Here is a 25,100-nt window from a genome sequence, read left to right as displayed (position 1 = left end):
AGATTAAAAATTAATTTTTTAAAAATTATTATTCAAATTTAAAATAAATTATAAAATATAAGAATATAAGGGGTTGGACATTGAAAAAAATCATAATTTTTAGAATTGCGATATTGAGCATATTCTTAGCTTTAGTTTTGATTTTTGATTTTATATCAAAATTTCTAAAAATAAGTTTTTTCACAGTTGAATTAACTACAATCTTTATATTTATTTTCTTTGTTAACATAAATATTGTTGATGGGTTTGTATTAATTTTTTTAAGGTTCTTGCTGAAGGTTTTTGTAACTGGTGATACAGATTTACTCACCAATCTAATTGGCAATGTGATTCTATTGATTTCTAATTTAACATTTATATTTACTTATTTATTATTTATGAAAATCTTTAGAAAAAGGGATATTAATTTTGTACTTAAAACGATTATAAGTTTTGTTTTTTCAATACTTATCACTTCATTAGTGATGAGTTTATTGAACACATTTATTTTTAACTCATTATACTTTTATAGTTTTAAGTTATTAGAAAGACCAAGTTTAAGTTTATTGCTTGAGAACTATCAAAGCAAATTTAAAGGTTATTTCCTAGGTATAAATAATTATTTCTTAGGATCCTTGGCTATATATTTAAGTTTTAACTTATTTAATGGCTTAATAATTTTTATCATTTCTTTACCAGTTATAATTTGAGAACATAAAACTGGATTTATAAAGAATTTCATAAAATTACACAAAGAAACAAAGTATTAGGAGCATTATGCAAAACGAATATAACTTTGAATTAATTGAAAAAAAATGACAAGATAGATGGGAAAAAAACAAAAATTTTGAACCTAAAAATGACTTTAAATTACCTAAAAAGTACATTTTAAGTATGTTTCCTTACCCTAGCGGCAATTTACATATGGGGCACGTTAGAAACTATTCCCTTGGTGATGTAATTGCTAGATATTACAGAAGAAAAGGTTTTAATGTTCTCCACCCATTTGGTTGAGACGCTTTTGGTTTACCTGCAGAAAATGCAGCTATCAAACATCAAATTCATCCTAGAAATTGAACCTATCAAAATATTGAATCAATGGATAATCAAATTAAAAAGTTAGGAATGTCTTTTGCTTGAGACTATGAATGTATAACTGCTGATGAGATTTATACTAAATGAGAACAAAATATTTTTATAAAACTTTGAGAAAAAGGATTAATTTATAAAAAGAAAACACTCTTAAATTACTGTGAAGTGGATAATACGGTTTTAGCAAATGAACAAGTTATTAATAATCAATGTTGACGTTGTGATTCAGTTGTAAGTAAAAAAGAAATGGAACAATATTACTTAAAAATAACTGATTATGCTGAAGAACTTCTAAATGATCTTGACTTGCTAGAAGGCAGATGACCTAAACAAGTAATTGCAATGCAAAAAAATTGAATTGGTAAGAAAATAGGATATGAATTAGTGTTTGAATTCACCGAAGAATCTAAGAAAATAGTGAATTATGAATTTGAAAAAATATCTCTTTTTGAAGAAAAAGAATTAATTATTAATAATGCGTCATTTATTTCGCTTAATGTTAATTCTGCACTTGCGAAGAAATTAATTTTAATAAATTATTTTAGCGATGATGAAAAATTGTTATGCGACAGAATTATCTCAAATGTAAATACAAAAACATTTGGTGAAAATATTTTAGTTGATACTAAACTTTTTGCAATACATCCAATTAGTGGTGTTATCCTGCCAATTTATATTACTGATTTTGCTTCATTTAATGTCGAAGAGGAAGCTGTTCTAAGTTCATTTACTGTTGAAAGAGATCAAAAATTTATAATATCTAACAATCTGAAGATTGACTTAGGAAAAGAAGTTATTTCTCAGCAAATTAATTATCCAAAAACAACTAGATATAATTTAAGAGACTGAGGAATTTCAAGGCAAAGATATTGAGGAACCCCTATTCCGCTTGTCAAATGTGCTGAATGTAGTGTAAATCCAGTTAAAATTGAACATTTACCAATAACACTACCATATGATGTTAAATTTACAGGTAATGGTAATCCACTTGAAACTAATCAATCATGAATTGAAACAAAATGTCCTAAATGTGGTAAAAATGCACATAGAGAAACAGATACTTTAGATACTTTCTTTGAATCTAGTTGATACTTTTTAAGATACACAACACCGCCTCACTTAAGAGATGAAAAAATGTTTGATGAACAATCAATTAAATACTGAAATAGTGTTGACCAATATATAGGTGGTATTGAACATGCTATTTTACACTTGCTTTATGCTAGATTTTTTGCTAAAGCACTTAGAGATTTAGGCTTGATTGATTTCGCAGAGCCTTTTGATAATCTTTTAACTCAAGGGATGGTATTAAAAGATGGTTCGAAAATGTCTAAATCTAAGGGTAATACAGTAGATCCAAATGAAATGATTCAAAAATTTGGTGCTGATACCACTAGATTGTTTATACTTTTTGCAGCTCCTCCTCAAAAAGAACTTGAATGACTTGATAGTGGAGTTGTAGGTTGTTTTAAATTTATTCGTAAGTTGTATGAAAGAAGTTTTGAAATAAACAAAACTGACGACATAAAAGATATAAATACAACTAAATTAACTAGAGAAGAAAAACAAGCTAGAAGAAAACTTTATGAAGGTTTAAAGAAAAGTAAAGAAATTTTTGAAGAACCTAAAAATGAATTTGCTTTCAATACTTTGATTTCTTGAGCGATGGAAACATTTAATTCTTACTCTAACGTTTCAAATCCATTATTGATTAAAGAATATTTCTATGTAACATTAAATATTCTAGAACCTTTCATCCCTCATTTAGCATGAGAACTTTCAAATGAATTTTTTGAATTAAAAAATTTATATGATTTTAATATAGATAAAAAAGCACTTGAAACCGATGAAGTAAGCTATGGAATTACAATAAACGGTAAAGCAAGAGCTGAAATAACGGTAGATAAAAATCTTTCAAAAGAAGAAATTATTAAATTAGCTAAATTAGAAGTTGCAAAATGACTTGAGGACAAAGAAATTGTTAAAGAAATTTTTGTACCAAATAAATTAGTTAACTTTGTAATCAAATAAATAGAATGGAGTAAATTAATATGAATATACTGAAATATTTTGTCACATTCGAAGATGAAGTTACACTTCCTGGTGTAGTAAGCATGATTGAAGTTGACGAAGATAATTTAGATGCACTAAAAACTTTGAGTGCTGAAAAAAATAATAGAATTGCAATAATTTATAGATATAAAGGAGAAGAAAATTACAATATCGCTCCTTATTGTTTATATGCTAAATTTATCAGAACTTTTGAAGAAAATGGTAAACACTACTTAGTTTTTAGAGGTATAAGAAAAGCAAGAGCACACTCATTCTGCTCAAGCAATAAAAAAAGTTTTGAAAAACAACTAGAACTTTTATCCAGTTCATATACTGAAGAAATGAAAAAAGAACTTCTTGAAAACACCGCACCATCAGAAAGAGAAGATTATCTTTTAGTTGTATTTTCTGATGAAGATGAAAACTTAACTAATAGTAATTATTCTGAATTAGACTACAGTAATAGTAGTATTTTAAGTGGAACATTAGCATTTGAAAAAATGGGTGAATCAATTTTTATGAAAAATCCATTAACTAAAAAAACTTTTACTTATGATGAAATCATTAAATTGCAAGCGGAAGACGGGCTTAGTGAAAAAAGTATTAAAGAAAATAAAGGAATGATTTCTTTAATCTTTAGTTTTACAAAAGAGAAGTTTGGAACATTTAAAAAGATGGATTACTTCATGTCTTTTGATGTTTCTTCTAAAATCAACAATATTGGTAATTTTTTAACTTCAATGGCCAAAAACCTTGAATTAGAAAATGAAATTAATGAAAAAATTAATTTATCTCTTAGTCAACACCAAAAAGAGTACATGTTAAGAGAGAAAATGAAAATTATTAAAGGTACACTTGATGAAATTGACGGAACCGAGAACTTTGATAAATTTTCAAAAGATCTTGAAGATAAAAAATTAAGAAAAATTTATCCTGAATCTGTTATTAAGATCATAAAATATGAAGAAAATAGATATTCTCAAATGATGCCAGCAAGCCCAGATGCGAATATTTCAAAAACATACATTGAAACTCTTAAACAATTGCCTTGAAGAAGAGTTGAGAAAGACGTTTTAGACATTAATAGAGCAAGAAAAGTTTTAGATAAATATCACTATGGTCTTAAAGAAGTTAAGGAAAGAATAGTTGAATATCTTGCTGTTATGATCAATAACAGAAATAATAATCCTGCTAAAAAAGGAACAATGATTGATTTAGATGATAATCAACAAATTGATTTAAATTTATTCAAAGAAAAAAATGAATCAAATAGAAAAGAAGAAAACAAAACATTTAATAATGTTCCAATACTTACTTTAGTTGGTCCACCAGGTACAGGTAAAACATCATTGGCAAAAGCAATTAGTGAAGCTTTAGTTAAGAAATTTGTAAAAATTTCTCTTGGTGGTGTTCATGATGAAAGTGAAATTAGAGGTCATAGAAGAACATATGTTGGAGCTATGCCTGGTAAGATTATTAAAGGTATTTCGAAATCTGGTGTTTCTAATCCATTAGTTTTACTTGATGAAATCGATAAAATGGCTTCGGATATGAAAGGTGATCCAGCAAGTGCAATGCTTGAAGTTCTTGATCCAGAACAAAACACAAACTTTCAAGATCACTATTTAGAACATGAATATGACTTATCTAAAGTTATTTTTATAGCAACTGCAAATTATTACGAAGATATTCCAGCACCACTTTTAGATCGTGTTGAAATAATTGAATTGAGTCCATATACAATCAATGAAAAAATTCAAATTGCCAAAAATCACTTGATTCCTAAAGTTATCGAACAAGCTTCATTAACCAAAGATCAATTTATAATTAGTGATGAAAACTTAAGATACATAATTAAACATTATACAATTGAAGCCGGGGTAAGAGGTCTAAAGAGAATTTTAGACAAATTAGCTCGAAAAATTGTTGTTAAAGTTCTTGATGATCCTAAATTGACTAAATTTAATATCACAACAAAAGAAATCACTGAAATGTTAGGTGTTATTAAATTTAAAGATGAAGAAGTTGAAACAAATGAAGTGGCTGGAATTGTAAATGGTTTAGCATATACTTCATATGGTGGTTCGACTTTACAAATAGAAGTGACTACCTATCCAGGAAAAGGTGAAATTAAGCTAACTGGTCAACTTAAAGATGTTATGCAAGAATCAGCACAAATAGCTCTTACATATGTTAGAGCAAATGCTGAAAAATTTAATATTAATGATTTTGATTTTGAAAATAATACAATTCACATCCATGTTCCAGAAGGTGCAGTTCCTAAGGATGGACCAAGTGCAGGGGTTACATTTACAACTGCTATAATATCTGCTTTATCTAAGAGATCGGTTCCTACAGATTATGGAATGACTGGTGAAATTACTTTAAGAGGTAAAGTTCTTGAAATTGGTGGTTTAAAAGAAAAATCATTTGCAGCTACACAAAGAAAAATCAAAAACATATTTATACCAGATGCTAATGTAAAAAATCTTCAAGATATTCCTGATGAAATTAAGTCAGAAATCAATTATATTCCTGTTAAAAATTATGAAGAAATTTATGAAGTAATTTTTATGGGTAAAGAACCAAAAATACATAAAGAAAATTCAAAAAATAAAAATTAATATTTTTTGTTTTTGATTTATAAAATAGTTCAATTTAGATTAAATTTTATATATTTATGCTAAAATTATATAAGACTAACTAGTTAATATTTCTTATATCAATTATTAGTAAAATAAGTTGGAGGTGAAAATGAAAGAATTTACATGTACAATTGCAGATCCTATTGGATTACACGCTAGACCTGCAACAATTCTTGTAGGTACTGCATCTAAATTTAAATCAGATTCAAAACTTTTAGTTGGTGGACGTGAAGCAAACTTAAAATCAATAATGAATATTATGGCTTTAGGTGTTAAATTTGGTGCACAAGTTACTTTTAAAGTATCTGGTGAAGACGAAAACGACGCAATTGCCGCAATTGAAAATGCATTAAAAACAAACAATTTAATTTAATTTGTTCATGTCGCTATTTTAGCGACTTTTTTTAAAAAATAAAAGGAATATGTGAAGGTAATTAAGGAACTAATTCTAAAAGTATTTATTTTTATATTGCTTGTATTTATAATCTTAAATATTTTTTATTTATTCATTACATTAATTTCACCAAATAATTCTTCAGAAACATCTGAGGATTTTTCTCTTTTAAATCAGCTAATAAATTATTGATGTGATATTTTAACATTTAAGTTTGGATCAATAAAAAATGAAATACTAAATAACGAATACAAAAATGTTCCAAATTTATTTTTCTATTATTTTTCATGAACTTCCATTATTGTTTTTGTTAGTTTCATCTTAGGTTTATTTTTAGGTTATTTCATTGGTGTTTATATGGCCTACAATAATAGTAAATTCCATGAGATTGTTACACAAATAATTCTTTTTATAATCTCATCTATACCTATTTTTATAATAATTCCCTTTATAATCAATTTCATCGAATCAATTGATGCACCAACGATATTTATAGAGCCATCATTAATTAATTCTACAATAACTCTCACTTCATTAATTACACCAATTATCGTTCTAACAGTCTTAACTACAAGTGTTATAGCTTTACCAACCAAAACAGTAGTTTTAGATCTTATTTATAAAGATTTTATAACAAATGCTAGAACATGTGGATTAAGTAAAACAAAAATATTTTTAAGTTATATTTTTAAAAATTCATTTATTAATTTAGTAGACTTTATAGTTCCATCTTTAACTGTAAATATTGCTTTTTCATTGATTATTGAAAGATTGTTTCAAATTCCTGGACAGTCACTAATACTACTGAATGGTTTTAGAATGAGTGAGATTGATTTAATAATGTTTTTAATTTTCTTTACAACATTGATTATATTTTCACTGCAATTTATTTTAGATTTATTAATCCAATTTTTAAACCCTTTTTCTAAAAGCTTAAAATCATTTAAGATAATAAAAAAGAATTTTTTCATTAATAAAATTGGAGGTAACTATGAATAACCTATTTAAGTTGTCCTCAAATAAAGAAGAATTAAAAAACATAATAAATCAAGATAATAGTAGATTTTTTGTTAGGTTTTTTTCAAAGAAAATAAACTTAATTTTCACTATTTTATTAACTTTATTTTTTATTTGGTTGATATTAAGTTTACTTTTTTATCCATACAAATATAATCAGGTAATTTTAAATAGTCATCTTTCTTATAATTTACCAAATGTTTTCAATCCCTATATAACAAAAAGTTTTAATTATGATAGTGAATATCAATTAATTTTAAAACTAGCTTCAGAAAATAAAGTAGAAATTGTAAATACAATTTACGCTGAAAATTTAGTTTCATTAACATATAATCCATATAAAGTCATTAATGCACTTTCGATAGAAAATAATAATTTTGAAATAATTAAGTTCATTCCATGATTCGGAACTAATCAAGAAGGTTATGATAATTATTCAATTTTTATAAATAGCTTCGGTTTAACGATTTTGATTTCCTTAATTAGTTGTTTTATAGCACTTCTAATTGGGAATTCATTGGGAGTGTTTTTAGCATTTAAGTGTAATTTCAATGTATCGGTTGATAAATTATTTATTTCAACCATTTCTCTAATTCCATCAACATTGATTTCAATTATACTTTTTAATATTTTTGGTTATCAACATTGATTAGCAGTAGTTATATTAAGCATAATATTGATTCCTGTATTTTTCTTTAGTGCTTATCCAGATACTAAAGAACTGAAAAATAATCTTTTGATTGATGCATACAAAGTTAATGGTTATAGTGAATCGAAAATTATTTTTAATATTATATTACCGAGAGTTTTGAATAAATCTATTAGTTTGATTTGTGATCAATTTACTGTAGCGATATTAATTTTATCAAGCGTAAGTTTCTTTAATGTTCAAGGTATCAAAGAGAGTTTAAATATTGGTAATCTATTCAAGTATATTCTTGATAATTTTAATGATTATTATTTAACAACTTTAGTAATTTTCGGTGTTTGTTTTTATATAGTTGTTCTTAAAATATTAACTATAAATTTATATATTTGTTCAAAAGTAGTTATAAGATAGGAGAATATGAAATTAAAAAAATACTTATTTTTTTCACCACTTTTAGTCTCTTCCATTCCATTTGTTTCATGTCAATATATTGGTGAAATTAAAGACAAAAGCATCTATATAAAAAGTTTCAATAAGGAAAACTATTTTTTAACATCAAAATTAGAGTTAAATACTTTCAATAAAATCGATAACGATACTGAGTCGCTACTTTTTGCACCCATAATTTCATATAACTACTATGATAAAATGATTTATGACAATGTTAATAATGAGGTTAAACAATCCACTAAAAAATATTTAAAACTTAATCTAATTGATGCCTTGATCTTGGAATTTGATGATGATACAACACAAGTTTATAATAACAGTTATTACAGCGACTTTAATCAATCAAATAAAAATGAACCGATCATAAAATTAACAAGTAGCGACATTTTTTCTATTAATAATGAAAAATTTATTTCGAACTTAAATAAAGCAAAAAAAATTAAATTCATAATCAAAGACATTAATTACGTTGATAAATCAGGAAACAAAACAAACTACAAATTAAGGGCAGAAGACTTTATTATAAATTTCAGTAAAGAAGCTAATAAAAAAGAAATAAATAAATTACTTGAAGAATATGCTATTTCATTTGAAATTGAGAATGAAATGTTAGTTCTGAATTCTAAAAATAATTTAGCTGGAAATTTTATATTTGAGCAAATGATAAAGAATATGATTTTTAATCCCGTTTCAACATCGATGCTAAAAGATAAAAATATTGTAATTGATCAGTTTAATCCAAATTTAGATGAAATGTTATTTTTAAGTAGTTATATATTGAACAAAAACACTATAGAACAACAAATTTTTATCAAAAATTTTAATTCTCCAGATCAAGAATTTAACGATTCAAAAAATACCCTAACTAAAATATTGTTAAATTTTAAATCAACACCACTAGATGATGAAACTTTTAGATTGCAAACTTTTAAAAGTTTTAGACAAGCATTGGTTAGTGAAGCTAACTTAAATATTTTTAATAGTTCTCAAATAGAAAATATTAAAAACAACAGTTCTATTTATGGTCTTCAACCTAAACTAAATGATATTTCTAATTCAAACATTAATAAACTAGTATTGAATTATGAATTCGATTCTAATAAAAAGTTTGATTTTAATAATGCTTTTTCAAAACTTGTTTATGGAAGTGAAATCGAAAAATTAATAGAACATAATATTAAGAATTTTGTTTTTAGTGATACAAAATCGATTTTATTTAGAAATTATTTAATTAATTCAATTAATGTCCAACAGTTTATAAAACTAGCAACAAACAATGATTATTGATTAAGTCAATCTAATCCATCTACAGATATTTCTGAAGGTAATTCTTCATATAAAAAACTTTCAGATGCATATACTTGAGTAAATCAACAATATATTTTCAGCAGAAATTTAAAAGAAGTTATAACAGCGAATCCTATAGATTACAAATATTACGATAATTCAGATTTACTTATTGATTATGAACAATTATTAAAATCACCTAATTATGATTTTATAAAAACTGAGATAAATAAATTGATAGATGAAGTCAATTTACAGTTTGATGAAAAGATCTCATTTACAATTCCGTATTTAAGAACTAATTCATCTATAATTAAGAAAATTTATAAAAATATTGAACAAAATATCAATAATCTAAATAAGCGCCTTGATGTCAAATTTGTTGAAGTTGAAGAAACATATTTTAAACAATATAATTCATTTATAAAATTCTTAAATATTGAATACATTAATGATTCTTATGGTGAATTAATAAAAAATTATGATCTTGATGCAATTAAAATATTTGTCCAAAGATCAGATATAAGTTCAAAATGTGAAATACTATCTCACTTTAACAAATTTATTCAAGACAAACAAGAGAATTTTAATGAATTGCTTTTTGAATTTATAAAAACTCTTAGTTCACTAGAAAAGGCAAAATTAATAAGTGAATTAGATATGATTTTTAACTCCTTTATTAATCCAACTTGCTCGACAAACATAAATAATTTTTCATATGAAATAGTCCAAAATGATTATATTAAACCAGTTAATGATTTGGGTTATGAACATTTTCAATCAATTCGAATAAGATAAATTATCTTGTTATTATTACCATAATAGTTTTCCAATAGATAAAACTTCAGACTTATATTCAATGAAAACTATATAATATCTATGTATAAATCTATACAAATAAATATATTTATTAAATTAGAAAGGTATATCCAATGAAAAAAATTGCAATTAACGGATTCGGAAGAATTGGAAGATTAGTTTTACGTCGTTTAGTTGAATTAAACAACAAGGATTTAGTAGTTGTTGCTGTTAACGACTTAACAGATGCTAAAACATTAGCACACTTATTAAAATTCGATACAGCTTTTGGTGAATTAAAAGCTGATGTTAAAGTTGAAGGAGATTCATTATTCTTAAACGGAAACGAAATTAAAGTTTTCGCTGAAAAAGATCCTGAAAACTTACCATGAGGTGAATTAGGAATCGACCTTGTTTTAGAATGTACAGGAAGATTCGTAAAACGTGAAGGAGCTTCAAAACACTTAAAAGCTGGTGCTAAAAAAGTTGTTATTTCAGCTCCAGCTGGAAGCGATGTTAAAACAATCGTTTACAACGTAAACCACGAAACATTAACAGCACAAGATGACATTATCTCAGGTGCTTCATGTACAACAAACTGTTTAGCTCCAGTTGTTAAAGTTTTAGTAGACAACTTTGGAATTAAATCAGGATTTATGACAACAATTCACTCATATACAGGAGACCAAAATATTCAAGATGCTCCTCACCGTGACTTACGTAGAGCTAGAGCTGCTGCTCAAAACATGGTTCCTACAACAACAGGTGCTGCTAAAGCTATTGGTCTTGTAGTTCCTGAAGCTGCTGGAATTCTTGATGGTTCAGCTGTTCGTGTTCCTACAATTACAGGATCACTTGTTGACTTAACATTAGTATTAGACAAACAACCAACAGTTGAAGAAATCAACGCTGCTTTTGCTAAAGCTGCTAACGAAACATTAAAATACGAAACAAACCCAATCGTTTCATCAGACGTTATCGGTTCAACATACGGTTCAATCTTTGACCCAGAATTAACATCAGTTAAATCTACAAAAGACGGAAACTTATACAAATTATTCTCATGATATGACAACGAAATGTCATACGTATGTCAATTAGTAAGAACAGTTGATTACTTTGCTAAATTAAAATAATAATTCAATAAACAAGACTACGGTCTTGTTTTTCTTTTATTTACTATTATAAAAACTAAAAAGTGCTATAATTAATTTGCAAATTTATTGGCGCGAGTGGTGAAATTGGCAGACACGCTAGATTTAGGCTCTAGTGCTTAACGGCTTGAGGGTTCGAGTCCCTCCTCGCGCACCATTAATTCTTATTGCGTAGGTTTAATACGAAGTCTCGTATTAAACTTTTTTATTTTAAATAAATAAAAAAGAGTTATTACTTAACTCTTCTCTTGTGCTTGATCTCTAATAACAAAATTCCTAAACCTAATAAAATTGTAAAAATTGAAGCATATATTGTGAACAATTTATAATCAAAATATGTTCCGAATAAATTACCTTTAATACTAAATAAGTTTACAAATACTTGTGAATTATTAAAATTGTTATTTGTTAATTCGTTCAACTTGTTAATAATTTCATTGAAGGAATCATTCATTATAATATTTCTCATTGATATAGATAATCCAGAAGCTGGAATTAAATTAAAAATTGATTCTATAAAATCTGGAAAAAGTGAAACTGGCATATATGCTCCAATAGCAAAACCAGAAATTACTGAAATAGGCATTAAAACAGCCGAATACACTCAATCCTTCTTAACATTTCAAAAGATATTAACCGCTAATAAAGATGAAGATATAACTCCAAGAAGTGAAATTAAATATACAATAAATAGTTTAATAGGTTTTATAAATAAAATAGAATTTGTTGCACTTATATAAATTACTGCAATTATGAAAATAAAAGTTGTAATCATTCAATTAGCCAAAATGTTAAAGATAATATACGAATATCTTATCTTTCAACTTTTAATTGGTGTAGAGATAAAATCATTAATGATTTCCTTATCTTTGTCATCAATCATTGTTTTACACAAACTAAACGCAATTGTAAAACTAGTTGTCGCAAGAAGTCCACAGATAAAGAATTGATCGGCCATTGAATACATTCTATCTTTAATAAAACTTAATGAAGAATCATCAATCGGCATATTATATGTTAGTTTAGTTAAAAAATCATCAGTGTTTTTATTAAAGTTACTTTTAAGAACTAAAATATAGACAAATATTATGATTAATGGAGTTAATAGTGTGAATATAACAGATAATTTTCTTTTGAAGAAAATCTTAAATAATCTACTTAATAAAGCGCTCATTTATACCTCACTAACTTTCTTATTTGTTACATTTAAGAAAACTTGATCCATATTACCTTTTATAACTTCGTACGACGAAAGTTCATTAACATTAGATAATAAAAAGTTGTTTGCTTCTTCAAAAGTTTTGAATTTGATAACAATTGTGTCATTAAATTTATCGTATTGTTGTTTAATTTTTCCTATAAAACTGTCAATATTTTTTGGAGTTAGTTTTAGAAGTGTTCTAGAATATGATTTTTTTAGTTCAGCAGGAGTACCTTTAACTTTAATCACACCATTATCAATTATGCAAACATAATCTGACTCGTCAGCTTCTTCAAGATAATGAGTAGTTAAAAAGATAGTCATATTATTTTCAACTTGTTGTTTCTTAATAACATCTCATACTAAAATTCTAGTAATTGGATCAAGTCCTGTTGTTGGCTCATCGAGAATTAAAATTTTCGGTTTGTGAATCATTGCTCTAGCAATGTCGACTCTACGTTTCTGACCACCCGAAAGCTTATTGTATTGTCTTTTTGTGATACTTGTAAGTTCAAATTGTTCTATTACACTATTTATTCTTTCTTTAAGAATTTTTTTGTCATTAAAATATAACTTACCTCTTAAATATAGATTTTCATAAACTGTTAATTCACCATCTAAAACAGATTTTTGAAATACCATTCCGATATATTCATTTGTTTTATCGGGATATTGATCTATATCATAACCATTAATAATAACTTTACCACTTGTTTTCTTAAGAATTCCAGCAATTATATTAATAGTTGTACTTTTTCCAGCTCCATTTAAACCCAAAAAACTAAAAAGAGTTCCTTCCTTAACTTCGAAATCAATATTATCAACTGCTCTAACTTTTTTATCATAAATTTTAGTTAAACCTTTAATTTCAATAATATTACTCATTGGAAACCTCCATTTTTTTATATGACTTAAATTCTTCAATTATTTTTATCGCTTCATTAAATACTTCTTCTTCGTTTTTATTATTTGTATTTATTATTTTGCAATTTAATTTGTATTTTTCAATTAATTTAAGAAACATTGTTTTATAAGTAGCATGTAATTCTTTGAAATATTCTTTGTTAATTTCAAAATTATTGATTTCAACTCTTCTACCACGTTGCATAATTCTTTGCTTAAATATTTCGAAATCTATATCTAAATAAATAACTAATTCAGGTAGTTGCTCTTTAGATACCATTACTTCAAAAGCTTTTTGGTAAGCTAATCATACTTTTTGTTGGCTAGTTTTCAAATTAACTAAAGCAAAAATATAATGTTCTAAGCAAAAACGATCTAAAAAGATAAATTCATTATTTTGATCCATTCCAAGTAAATTGAATCTATAATTTATTCCATCTACACGTGCAAGATGGTTTTCTACAACATATGTTTGAAAACCAAGTCCAATGTTATTTTTTCTGTCATATAGTCATTTTAAAAAGGTGTTAAATACTTCATCATCGTGTTCGTATTCATTTAAAAATAAGCAGTGCTCAGCATAAAAATCCACTAACTTATGCGTTAATGTGCTTTTACCACTACTTATCATTCCACTAATTCCGATTAACATAATATCCTATTGTTGTTCGATTTTTAAGATTTGAACAGAATATTTAACAGGAGCATCAACCTCAACTACATCACCCATTTTGTGATCAAGTAACGCTTCTGCTAAAGGACTTTCGTTTGAAATTTTACCTTCAAATGGATTAGCATCATGAGAACCCATGATTGTTACTGTAACTTGCTCTTCGTCATTCAAGTTTTTGAATGTAACTGTTGTACCAATTCCGACTTTTCCTTTTAAGTTATTTTCAATAATAACTGCACGGTCAATAATACTTTCAAGTTCACTAATTCTTGATTCAACCATAGCTTGACGATCTCTAGCTGCATCATATTCAGCGTTTTCAGAAAGGTCACCTTGGGCTCTAGCTTCTTTAAGAGCTTCTTGAACTAAAGGACGTTCAACATTTACTAAATTCTCATATTCTTTTTTATATTTTTCAAGTGTTTCTAATGCTATATATATTTTTTGATCATTTTGGTTTTGTGCTGCCATTTTAGCCTCCTAATTAATATTATTTTACCATTAACTTTTATATGTTTTTAATCTTTTCTGATGAATAAATATTTTGTTTTTATAAATGAATATTCATGTGGAATTTTATTATTTTCTAATTCACTTTTTAATAGAACAAACCCTTGTTTGTTTGCTTTAGAGTATTTGATAATTATCATTCCATTTTTATTTAATTTCGGATACATTTTTTTGTAAATTGAAAATGGATCGATATCTTTGAAAACTATCACAGAATCTAAATTTTCTTCATTATATTCAATTGGTTTGTAATTAATGATGTTGTTTCCAGTTTTATTAGCCACTTCATTTCATTTTTCAGCATCAAAAAATTCAGGAATGTAATAAAGTGATTTTTTAGCAACTTCTTGTGCAGTTGCAAATGAATATAACTCATCACTAACAATTAAGTTTTTTTCGTAATTATTTCTACAGATTGTTTGAATCATGAACTCAATGTCTAAAGTATTAATTTTACAAGGGAATAGTTCAGAGAATGAAGCTGGTAATTCACCATATTTTTCTCTAACTTTAACTATTTCATCTTGCATTTTTGAGTCGTAATCACTGATTAATTTCTTTTGCATTTTTTTTGCTTTAAGAATTAAAAACATTCCTATAGATAAACCGACTACAAATACAACTATAGCACTAATAATTAATCCTAATTTCATAAAACTCCTAATTTAAATATCTTTCCAAAATAATTACAGCAGCTAATTTATCCTTATGTTTTTTTCTCTTTTGACGAGATAAACCAGCTTGAATCATGATATTTTCAGCATCTTTTGTTGAACCATATTCATTAATAAATTTGATAGGTAGTTTTTTATTTATTTCAATTAGTTTTGATTCAAGTTTGTTTTTGAAGTTTTCTACCATTATTGTTCGTTCACTCTTGGAACCATTTGAACGAAGTGGTAAACCTAAAATTATTTCATCAACATTTTTATATGATTCAAGATAATTAATTGTTTTTGAAATTGCTGAATCAAAGTCATTTTCATCAAATCTAAAATTTTCAAGCGGACTTGCAATTATAGCTAATTCATCAGATATAGCAAAACCGCAAGTTCTAGTACCTAAATCTAAAGCTAACTTACGCATTTTTTGTAAAAAGTTCAGCTATATTGAATTTTTTATTAATTCTTCCCATTGATAAGATTTGATTTCCACCACCTCTTCCATCAAATTTTTCTCAAATTAGTTTAGCAAATTGATTTGAATCATATTTTTTAGACGCGATAGAAATAACTGATGGTAAAGTATCTTTTAGATAAACTATTATTAACTTATCAGGATTTTCTTCTCTTAATGTTGAAGAAAGATTTTTTACAATATTTGAGTTTTCTGTGGTAACGACAAGGAAACTAGTACCATTTATTTCTAAGTCAATTTCAACATTGTAATCATTACTTGAAATGTTAGACAATTTCTTTTGGATTGCTTTTGAATCCTCTTTTACTTGTTCAACTAAATTATTTAAATAGTCAATGTATTCTTCTTTATCAGCAAAAACTTCTTTTATCTCAAGATTGTAAGATGAATCTAATTCTTTAATTTTAGCTACTGAAGAATTTAATAATTCAAGAATTTCATCAATTTGCGAATCTAAGTATTGATCAACTAATTTGTTTGATGAAATAGCTCTTATTCTATAAATTCTTGCACCTTTTTTATCGACATTTGTAATTTTAAAGTTTTCTAGTTTACCACTATTACTTAAGTGAGTTCCACCGCAAAGGTCAGCAGTTATTCCTTCAAACTGAACAATTCTGACGTTTTTAGGGTCCATATATTCACCTTCTTCAAGTGTCATAATAGCACCCATTTTTTTAGCTTCATCAGTTGTCATTTGTAAATAATTTCTCTTTACATCACGTTTAATATAACTTCTAACTAATTTTTCGATTTCTCTAATTTGTTTATCTGTTGGTTTCTCATCAGCAGGCATATCGAAAGTAAGACGTTCTTCGTTATTGTCTGAACCAAGTTGAACAATTTGGTTTCCTAAAACATTTCTTAATGCACAGAATAATAAGTGAGTACCGGAGTGGTTTCTTTCTAAACCTAATCTTATAGTCTTATCAACATGACATTCCACTTCATCATCTTTATTTAACGCACCACTAACTTTGTGAATGTGATTTCCGTATTTATCCTTAAATACATCTAAAATTTTTATTTTATTTCCATTTTGTATCATGAATCCACGGTCATGTTTTTGTCCACCACTAGTTGCATAAAATGGTGTTTCTTTCAAAATAACATACCCAATACCGTCAAATTCATAAACAAAATTTTCGCTATCCATTAATTTTAAAATTTCTGTTTGGTTGTCTGTATATTCATAACCAATGAACTTATCGATTTTTGAATTAATTAATGCTAAAACATTTATCGCTTTTTCCATTCCACTTACTTTTTGGACTCTTGAAGCTTCGGCGTGTTTTTCTTTTGCAGAATTAAATTCATCTATGTTAATTGTTATATTATTCTGACTTAGAATTTCACTAGTTAGTTCAATTGGGAATCCATAAGTTTCAAAAAGTTTGAATGCTAATTCACCAGAAAATTCTTTAGTGTTTTCACTGATGTGTTTAGCTAGTAGTTGACGCCCTTTTTCCATTGTATTTGCAAAAAGCAATTCTTCTTGTTTGATAACATTCGCAACTACAGTTTCATCATATTCAAATGGTAAAGTGTTTTTGATAACTGAACAGAGATTAAATAAAAATGGTTGCTCAGAAATTTTTAATTCAAATGATTTGTAAATACTTCTTCTCAAAAGTCTTCTTAAAATGTAACCACGTCCAACATTTGAAGGTCTAGCACCGTCAGCAATTGCATTAACAACTGTTCTCATATGGTCAGCAATGATTTTGAAGTTAGTATTAATTGACTCTTGTTCTTTATTTTTGATAAAGTAATTGTTGGTGTCGTATTTAAATTCTGTATATTTTTCAATTTCATGGATAATAGGTAAAAATAAGTCAGTATCATAGTTAGTTGGTGCATCCTGTAAAATTGAAACAAGTCTTTCAAAACCAGCACCTGTATCGATATTTTTTTGTTTTAATTCAGTGTAATTTCCTTCACCATCAGAGTTGTATGTTGAAAACACGATATTTCAAATTTCAATATATCTATCATTTTCTATATCGTTTTTCAATAATTCAGTCCCTCTTGAGTCATATTTTTCACCGCGATCATAAAAAATTTCAGTATTTGGTCCGCATGGTCCGCTACCAACTTCTCAGAAGTTAGTGTCTTTTGAACCAGGAATCATTTTATCTTCGGAAATACCATGTGACATTCATAATTCCTTAGTTTCGATGTCTTCAAAGTAGTATGTAAAGTAAAGTCTTTCTTTATCAAGTTTTAAAACATCTAATAAGTATTCAATTGCAAAACTAATAGCTTCTTTTTTGAAATAATCTCCAATTGAAAAATTACCAAGCATTTCGAAAAATGTATGGTGTCTTGCGGTAACCCCGACATTTTCAATATCATTTGTACGTATTGATTTTTGTGAGTTTGTTAATCTTTTTGAAGGTGGTATTTTCTTACCTGAAAAATAATCTTTAAGAGTTGCCACTCCAGAATTAATTCATAATAGAGAAGGGTCATTTACCGGAATCAAACTTTTGCTCTCAACAACTAAATGATCTTTAGATTTGAAAAAATCTAATCAACTTTGTCTTATTTCTTTTGAATTCATATCGTATCCTTTAATTAAATATAATCTAATTTTTTATCATTATAGAAAATCTCTTCAATAATTCCGCCACCAATGCATTTATCCCCGTCGTATAAAACGACTTGTTGACCTGGTGTGACTGCTTGAGAACCTTCATCATAGTAAACTCTTACACAATTATTTTCAAGCATTTTAATTCTGACTTTAATATCATTTTGTCTGTACCTGAATTTAGCACTAAGATTTTCATAATTAAAATCAGTATTATTTAAGTTTAAGTTTGATGCTATTAAATTATTTGAGTTTAAGAACTCTTCATGTGAAGCTGGTGCAACATATAAAATGTTTTTGTGAACGTTGTGTCCACAAACATAATAAGGTTCCTTCATTCCACCAAGGTTAAGTCCTTTTCTCTGACCGATAGTATAATAATAGCAACCATCATGAGTTCCTACTTTTTTACCAGTGATAATATCAATAGTATCACCTGGTTGAGCAGGAATATAATTTTGTAAAAACTTGACAAAATTTCTTTCACCAATAAAACATATTCCTGTTGAATCTTTTTTATTTGCTGTAATTAAGTCTACATTTTTAGCAATTTCTCTAACTTCTTCTTTATTTAATTCTGCTAATGGCATAATTACTTTGTTTAATTGTTCATGAGTTAGTTGGGATAAAAAATAGGTTTGATCTTTATTTACATCTTTAGCTCTGTATAAGTGCCCATTCTCTACTTTTGCGTAATGTCCCATGGCAATAAAGTCTGCATTAAGATTATTGAATGCATGGTTAGCAAAAGCATTAAATTTTATGTACTTATTACACAAAATATCTGGGTTAGGGGTTCTACCTTTTTTATATTCCTCAATAAAATTTTGAAAAACATTATCTCAATATTCCTTAATAAAGTCAACGCGGTGTAATTCAATATCTAGTTTTTTAGCAACTTCAATAGCATCTAAGTAATCTTGTTCTTGTGGACAAATGTTTTGATTGATGTCTTCATTACCTAAAATATCGTTGTTTAACATACTATCTCAATTTCGCATAAATAGTCCGACAACTTCATATCCTCACTGTTTAAGTAAGTAAGCTGCAACAGAAGAATCTACTCCTCCACTTAAACCAATAACTACCCTTTTTTTCTTCATTTTTTACCCCTATTTTAAATCTTATAAATTATAAACTTTTTATTTAACAAGTTAAATAAAAACAACCGATGGTTGTTATTATTTTTGATCTTCAACGATTTTAACTAATGCTTTAAATGTATTAGGTTCATTAATAGCCAATTCAGAAAGCATTTTTCTGTTAATTGTAATGTTAGCTTTCTTTAATCCGTTAATGAATCTCGAGTAACTCATTCCTTCAGCTCTAGTAGCTGCATTAATACGAGCGATTCATAATTTACGGAAATCTCTTTTAACTTGTTTACGGTCTCTAAACGCATATGTTCATGACTTAACAACCGCTTGTTTAGCTACTTTGTATCCTATTGATTTGTGTCCAAAGTATCCTTTTGCTAGTTTTAATCATTTTTTACGTCTTGCTCTTGTAACTGTTCCGCCTTTTACTCTTGCCATAATATCTATTTCCTTTCAATCTTTGTTTTAAATGTTATTTTTAGTGTTTTTTTAGTTTTTAACTAAAATAATGCTTTAAATCTTTTGATATCTGATCTAGACATTAATTTTGATTTACGGGCATGACGTTTTTGTTTAGTTGTTTTGTTTTGTGCTAAATGTGAACGGAAAGCTTGTTCTCTTAAAACTTTACCAGTTCCAGTGATTTTAATACGTTTTTTTAACGCACTTTTAGTTTTCATCTTTGGCATTTATTCTCCTTCTTTAGTTGAGACGTCATTTTTCTTTTCGTCTTCTAACTTCTTCATGTATTTAGCTATTTTTTGTTTATTTGGTTGGAGATTCATATCAAGAAAACGATCATTTACTAACACGGCTTCTTTTGTTATTTCAGCTATATCTTCAAGAGTTTTGAAAAACTTATCCAATGTAGCTAAACCTAAATCTTGACGTCCAATTTCACGACCCCTTAACTTAAGTGAAACTTTAATTCTGTCACCTTTAAGTAAGAATTCACGTGCTTTACGACTTTTTGTAAGTAAGTCATTTTCACCAATCATAGGTGTAAGACGAACTTCACGATTTTGTATGTTAGTTTGTTTTTCCTTAATTTCTTTTTGTTTTTTCTTACGGTCGTATTTGAATTTTCCATAATCCAACATTCTGGCAATTGGTTTTGGTTCAACTTGAATTAAAACCAAATCAAGTTTTTGACTTTTTGCCATCTCGATAGCTTCATTTGTGTATTTAACACCAATTTTTTCGCCATCAGGTCCTATAAGAAAAACTTGTTTGAAAGGGATTGCTTGATTTACATAGTGCTCTGCACTAGGTTTTCTATTTCCTGCTTTTATAATGTACTCCTTAAAATAAAAATGTGGTTTCCCACTTCTGCTCTACTAAAAAAGGTCATCATACGATGATCATTTAATTGTAGCAAAACCCAAAGCTATTGGCCATCAGGTGAGAAGTGATTCTACTTTCTGCAATTAAATATTGCTTATTTATTTTACCATTTTTATTATGTTTTATAAACTTTATTTTTACGAAATATTTTTTACTAAAGTCCATATAAATTAGTTGTTTTATTTTGTGTAATTAATTATACTGAATTTAGTTAAGATAACTCTAGTGGTTTTTTGATTTAATCTAATATCCGCCAAATAAATTTACACACAAAATTTTTGGATTTATTTGGTATTTTTTTTAAAAAATATTTATAAATAATGTAAAATAATAAAGCACGCCCGAGTGGTGAAATTGGCAGACACGCTAGACTAAGGATCTAGTGGAGAAATCCATGCAGGTTCAAATCCTGTCTCGGGCACCAGAAACGCAACAGCGTTTTTTTTTTTTTTTTTTGCTGAGCAGTGAGTCAAATATTAGTTAAATAAATTTATTATTATTTAAATTATCATTATATTTTTTGTATTCTGGACAAATTTCTATTAATTTTTCATAAAAAACTTTGTCGTGATTATGACCTTTGGTATAAAAATGAGCAATTTCGTGAAAAATAACTGATTTAATTTCTTGAATTGAATGGTGAATTAATATTAAATTAAAAATAAAACTTTTCTTCGAGTAATTTATTTTTCCATAAAAACTTTTAATATTGTTTTTTACGATTAAATTATATTCATTTAATTTTGGATCATTGAAATTAGTAATTGTTTGCTTTAATAATTTCATTAATTTAGTTGCAAGATATTTATCAATAGATTTAGAAATTTGTTTAGGATTTTTGCAAATAATAATTTCATTAAATTCATTTAATAAAGAAATAAGTTTTAGTTCAGGTATATATTTGTAAAAAATTTTTTTACCAAAAATAACAAAATAATTGTCTGAATTTTTTTTATAAAAATTTATTTTATGGAATTTTGAAATTCTACGTTGAATTTTTTTAATAAATTTATCATCCTTATCATTATTTTTGTTGTAATTGATAATTAATTTATTTTCATCTTGTGTTCAAGAGTAGCAGAAGTTTGGTTTATTATTTTCGTTAAATTCAACGATGTTTTCTAACTTATCTAATCCTTGGTAATGCATAGTTCAATTTTACTTCAATTAATTAATTTAAAATAAAAATAGCAATTTGCTATTTACTCTTTGAAAGTTTTTGTTTTCTTTCGGTACCTTTAATCAGTCTTGAGATGTTGCTTCTGTGTGCAAAAATCAATAATATAGCACAAACAGTAAAACAAATTCCTTCGATATAGAAATATCCAGCATTATTTTTAAATATTGCAAGAATTCCTTGAGACATTCATGGACAAAAACATACAAAAATCATTAAAAATGCTGTTAGCATACTTGCGAGTGAAACATATCTTGTGATAAAAATAACACTAAAGAATATAAAAGCTGAAATAAATAAATTTAATGGATTTATTGCAATTAAAACACCAAGAGAACAAGCAGCTCCTTTTCCACCTTTGAAATTATAGAAAATAGGGTATATGTGTCCAATTACAACCCCAACACCAGCTAGCATAGGTATGATTAAATAAGTACTTGTTGCTGGTATAAATCTAGTAAAAAGTGAAAAAATCATAACTGTTAGGTAAGATTTTAATATATCAAGAATTAAAACTGCTAGGGCGAATTTTCCGCCATAAGTACGTAATGAATTAGTAGCCCCGGCATTTTTTGAATTGTAATCACGAATGTCTTGTGATTTTCTTTTATGACTTAAAATAATTGAAGTGTTTAAACTTCCTACTAAATATCCAACTATAAAAATAAATAAATTAATTAAAATTATTACAAAAATTTTCATGTTTATATTTTATATTATTATAAATAATATTAGTAAAGCAAATGTGAATTATAAAAAATTAGCAATTAATTAGTTCGACTGCTAAAATTGTGGTACAATATTATCAGGAGGTTAATATGGAAATGAATTACACACCAAACGATAATCGTCCTGCTTTAGAGAAATATGGTAGAGATTTAACAAAACTTGCTAAGGAAAATAAATTAGAACCGGTCATTGGTCGTGATGACGAAATAAGAAGAATGATTAGAATTTTAAGTCGTAAGACTAAAAATAATCCTGTTCTTATTGGGGAACCAGGGGTTGGTAAAACTGCTATAGTTGAAGGACTTGCTAAAAAAATTATAGATAAACAAGTTCCTGAAAATTTATTGAATTGCAGAGTAATTGAAATTGATTTGGCTTCATTAATTGCTGGTGCTATGTATCAAGGTCAATTTGAAGAGAGATTAAAAGGTATACTAAAAGAAATTGAAGAGAAAAAAGATGAAATAATTATTTTTATTGATGAAATTCATATGTTAATTGGAACTGGTAAAACTGGTGCTGATTCAGGTATGGATGCCGCTAATATTATCAAACCTTTAATGGCACGTGGTGCACTTCATTTAATTGGTGCAACTACTTATGATGAATATCAAAAATATATTGAAAAAGACGCTGCATTAGAAAGAAGAATGCAAAAAGTTATTGTTAATGAACCAAGTATTCAAGATACAATAACAATTCTTCGTGGAATTAAAGAAAGACTTGAAAGATTCCATAAAGTTAAAATTGACGATAATTCGCTTGTTTATGCAGCTGAACTATCTAGTAGATATATTTCAGACAGATTTTTACCAGATAAAGCTATAGATTTAGTTGATGAAGCTGCTGCAACAATTAAAACTGAAATGAATTTTATTCCTGAAGATTTAGAGAAACTAAATCAGGAAAAAATTAGACTTGAAATGGAAAAATTAGCATTAAATTCAGCAACAAAAAAAGATAATCAACTCATTGAAATTAATGCTAAAAACTTAAATGAAACTGATATAAAAATTAAAGAATTAAGAAAAAAATGAGAATCTGAAAAAAATAAACTTAAAGATGTTATTAGTCTTCAACAAGAAATCGAAGAACTTAAACATAAATTAAACAGAGCATTAAATGACGGTGATTTTGAACAAGCTTCGAAATTAAAATACGGTTTAATACCTGAAAAAGAAAATAAACTTGAAGAAATTAAGAATGCTAATTTTGAATTAATCAAGGATACAGTAACCAAAGAAACAATAGCTCAAATTGTTTCGAAATGAACAAAAATACCTGTAAATAAGTTAATTAAAGAAGAAATAGATAAAATTTTATCTCTTAAAGACAATCTTAGTAAAAGAATCATCGGACAAGAACATGCTGTAAAAGAATTAAGTAATACGATAATTCGTTCAAAAGCTAATATTAATGATCCAAATCGTCCACTAGCTAGCTTTCTTTTTGCTGGTCCAACTGGAGTTGGTAAAACAGAATTAGCTCGTCAATTAGCTTACGAACTATTCGATTCGGAAAAAAACATGATTAGACTAGACATGTCAGAATTTATGGAAAAACATAGCGTGTCTAAAATTATTGGTTCTCCACCAGGTTATGTCGGATATGGAGAATCAGGAAATCTTTCTGAAGAAATTAGAAAAAATCCTTACACAATTTTACTTGTTGATGAAATTGAAAAAGCACATCCAGAAGTATTAAATATTTTCTTGCAAATGCTTGATAATGGACAAATAACAAACTCAAAAGGTAAGGTAATTAATTGTAGAAACTTAATCATTATTATGACTACAAATATTGGAAGTTTGGAAATATTAAATAATGAAATAAAAAGCGAAAAAGAACTAAAAGATTTATTATTAAAACATCTTAAACCAGAATTTATAAATAGGTTTGATGAAATTATAAAATTCAATCCCCTGTCGGTTGAAAATGCTAAAGAAATAGCAAAATTAGAAATTAATAAATTAATTAAAAGAATTTGAGACACCCACAAAATAAAAATTTCTTTTGATAATTCGTTGCTTGAATATGTAGTTAAAAATAGTTTTGATAGTGAATTTGGCGCTAGACCAATTAAAAGATTTATACAAAAAAATATTGAAACATTTATTAGTATGGAACTTATTCAAAATAAATTAAAAGTTGAATATGAGTATACTCTAAGTGTTAAAAATAATGAACTAAATTTAAAATAAAAATGAATAGTCAACTAT

Annotated in this window: 22 protein-coding genes and 2 tRNA genes; 11 read left to right on the top strand and 13 right to left on the bottom strand. The window is 26.7% G+C overall.

The window, feature by feature from the left end:
• Nucleotides 1-80: 80 nt before the first annotated feature.
• The 9 genes from FOY43_RS01425 (at nt 81) to FOY43_RS01385 (ending at nt 11,674) form a co-directional block, all read left to right on the top strand.
• A complete protein-coding gene (locus tag FOY43_RS01425) occupies nt 81-749 on the top strand; it encodes an MPN527 family putative ECF transporter permease subunit (protein WP_146308789.1) in 669 nt (222 codons plus the stop codon).
• A 7-nt stretch (nt 750-756) separates the two neighbouring features.
• The gene (locus tag FOY43_RS01420) at nt 757-3,102 is read left to right on the top strand and encodes a class I tRNA ligase family protein (RefSeq protein ID WP_146308788.1); all 2,346 of its coding nucleotides are present in this window, start codon (nt 757-759) and stop codon (nt 3,100-3,102) included.
• Nucleotides 3,103-3,122: 20 nt separating this feature from the next.
• On the top strand, nt 3,123-5,747 hold the full coding sequence (gene lon / locus FOY43_RS01415) for an endopeptidase La (protein ID WP_146308787.1): 2,625 nt from the start codon (nt 3,123-3,125) through the stop codon (nt 5,745-5,747).
• 130 nt (nt 5,748-5,877) lie between these two features.
• On the top strand, nt 5,878-6,141 hold the full coding sequence (locus tag FOY43_RS01410) for an HPr family phosphocarrier protein (protein WP_006886786.1): 264 nt from the start codon (nt 5,878-5,880) through the stop codon (nt 6,139-6,141).
• A 51-nt stretch (nt 6,142-6,192) separates the two neighbouring features.
• Nucleotides 6,193-7,161, top strand: coding sequence for an ABC transporter permease (locus FOY43_RS01405; RefSeq protein WP_146308786.1), 969 nt, complete (start codon nt 6,193-6,195; stop codon nt 7,159-7,161).
• Entirely contained in the window at nt 7,154-8,239 is a 1,086-nt protein-coding gene (locus FOY43_RS01400) for an ABC transporter permease subunit (RefSeq protein ID WP_146308785.1), read from the top strand. The genes FOY43_RS01405 and FOY43_RS01400 overlap by 8 nt, the downstream gene beginning before the upstream one ends.
• A 6-nt stretch (nt 8,240-8,245) precedes the next feature.
• Nucleotides 8,246-10,363 carry an OppA family ABC transporter substrate-binding lipoprotein gene (locus FOY43_RS01395; protein ID WP_146308784.1) on the top strand — a complete coding sequence of 706 codons (2,118 nt, stop codon included), beginning with the start codon at nt 8,246-8,248 and terminating at the stop codon, nt 10,361-10,363.
• 134 nt (nt 10,364-10,497) lie between these two features.
• Entirely contained in the window at nt 10,498-11,499 is a 1,002-nt protein-coding gene (gene gap, locus FOY43_RS01390; RefSeq protein WP_146308783.1) for a type I glyceraldehyde-3-phosphate dehydrogenase, read from the top strand.
• A gap of 90 nt (nt 11,500-11,589) precedes the next feature.
• Nucleotides 11,590-11,674: transfer RNA gene (locus tag FOY43_RS01385), tRNA-Leu, on the top strand.
• Between the two features lie 75 nt (nt 11,675-11,749).
• Here FOY43_RS01385 and FOY43_RS01380 read toward each other — a convergent pair.
• From FOY43_RS01380 to infC, 11 genes are all read right to left on the bottom strand, one after another.
• The gene (locus tag FOY43_RS01380) at nt 11,750-12,691 is read right to left on the bottom strand and encodes an ABC transporter permease (RefSeq protein ID WP_146308782.1); all 942 of its coding nucleotides are present in this window, start codon (nt 12,689-12,691) and stop codon (nt 11,750-11,752) included.
• Nucleotides 12,692-13,603 carry an ABC transporter ATP-binding protein gene (locus FOY43_RS01375; protein ID WP_146308781.1) on the bottom strand — a complete coding sequence of 304 codons (912 nt, stop codon included), beginning with the start codon at nt 13,601-13,603 and terminating at the stop codon, nt 12,692-12,694. It lies immediately after the preceding gene.
• A complete protein-coding gene (locus FOY43_RS01370) occupies nt 13,596-14,273 on the bottom strand; it encodes a deoxynucleoside kinase (protein ID WP_146308780.1) in 678 nt (225 codons plus the stop codon). Before FOY43_RS01370 ends, FOY43_RS01375 begins: the two co-directional genes overlap by 8 nt.
• Nucleotides 14,274-14,279: 6 nt before the next feature.
• Nucleotides 14,280-14,765 carry a transcription elongation factor GreA gene (gene greA / locus FOY43_RS01365; RefSeq protein WP_146308779.1) on the bottom strand — a complete coding sequence of 162 codons (486 nt, stop codon included), beginning with the start codon at nt 14,763-14,765 and terminating at the stop codon, nt 14,280-14,282.
• Nucleotides 14,766-14,812: 47 nt separating this feature from the next.
• Entirely contained in the window at nt 14,813-15,457 is a 645-nt protein-coding gene (locus FOY43_RS01360) for a BC85_0335 family putative methyltransferase (RefSeq protein WP_146308778.1), read from the bottom strand.
• Between the two features lie 7 nt (nt 15,458-15,464).
• On the bottom strand, nt 15,465-15,890 hold the full coding sequence (gene ruvX / locus FOY43_RS01355; RefSeq protein ID WP_146308777.1) for a Holliday junction resolvase RuvX: 426 nt from the start codon (nt 15,888-15,890) through the stop codon (nt 15,465-15,467).
• A complete protein-coding gene (alaS, locus tag FOY43_RS01350) occupies nt 15,883-18,504 on the bottom strand; it encodes an alanine--tRNA ligase (protein WP_146308776.1) in 2,622 nt (873 codons plus the stop codon). The genes ruvX and alaS overlap by 8 nt, the downstream gene beginning before the upstream one ends.
• Before the next feature lie 14 nt (nt 18,505-18,518).
• Nucleotides 18,519-19,637 (bottom strand): tRNA 2-thiouridine(34) synthase MnmA, encoded by a 1,119-nt coding sequence (gene mnmA, locus FOY43_RS01345; RefSeq protein WP_146308775.1) that lies wholly within the window; start codon nt 19,635-19,637, stop codon nt 18,519-18,521.
• Between the two features lie 78 nt (nt 19,638-19,715).
• Nucleotides 19,716-20,069, bottom strand: a complete 354-nt coding sequence (gene rplT, locus FOY43_RS01340) for a 50S ribosomal protein L20 (RefSeq protein WP_006886301.1) — start codon at nt 20,067-20,069, stop codon at nt 19,716-19,718.
• A 62-nt stretch (nt 20,070-20,131) separates the two neighbouring features.
• A complete protein-coding gene (gene rpmI / locus FOY43_RS01335; protein ID WP_146308774.1) occupies nt 20,132-20,320 on the bottom strand; it encodes a 50S ribosomal protein L35 in 189 nt (62 codons plus the stop codon).
• Entirely contained in the window at nt 20,321-20,923 is a 603-nt protein-coding gene (gene infC / locus FOY43_RS01330) for a translation initiation factor IF-3 (protein WP_083815525.1), read from the bottom strand.
• A 391-nt stretch (nt 20,924-21,314) separates the two neighbouring features.
• Between infC and FOY43_RS01325 the strand changes: the two genes are divergently transcribed.
• A tRNA-Leu gene (locus tag FOY43_RS01325) sits at nt 21,315-21,399 on the top strand.
• A 56-nt stretch (nt 21,400-21,455) separates the two neighbouring features.
• On the opposite strand, the gene FOY43_RS01320 is transcribed toward FOY43_RS01325, so the two are convergent.
• Together FOY43_RS01320 and plsY are read right to left on the bottom strand one after the other, a co-directional pair.
• A complete protein-coding gene (locus FOY43_RS01320) occupies nt 21,456-22,124 on the bottom strand; it encodes a YgjP-like metallopeptidase domain-containing protein (protein WP_146308773.1) in 669 nt (222 codons plus the stop codon).
• Between the two features lie 49 nt (nt 22,125-22,173).
• Nucleotides 22,174-22,854: a glycerol-3-phosphate 1-O-acyltransferase PlsY gene (gene plsY / locus FOY43_RS01315; protein WP_146308772.1), complete on the bottom strand. Its 681-nt coding sequence runs from the start codon at nt 22,852-22,854 to the stop codon at nt 22,174-22,176.
• Between the two features lie 122 nt (nt 22,855-22,976).
• Between plsY and FOY43_RS01310 the strand changes: the two genes are divergently transcribed.
• Entirely contained in the window at nt 22,977-25,082 is a 2,106-nt protein-coding gene (locus FOY43_RS01310; RefSeq protein ID WP_419179392.1) for an ATP-dependent Clp protease ATP-binding subunit, read from the top strand.
• The last annotated feature ends 18 nt before the right edge of the window (nt 25,083-25,100 follow it).

The organism is Mycoplasma anserisalpingitidis (assembly GCF_007858495.1).
Classification (GTDB): domain Bacteria; phylum Bacillota_I; class Bacilli_A; order Mycoplasmatales; family Metamycoplasmataceae; genus Mycoplasmopsis; species Mycoplasmopsis anserisalpingitidis_A.
Note: the sequence above shows the minus strand (reverse complement) of the source record. Positions and strands in the feature narration are given on the sequence as shown.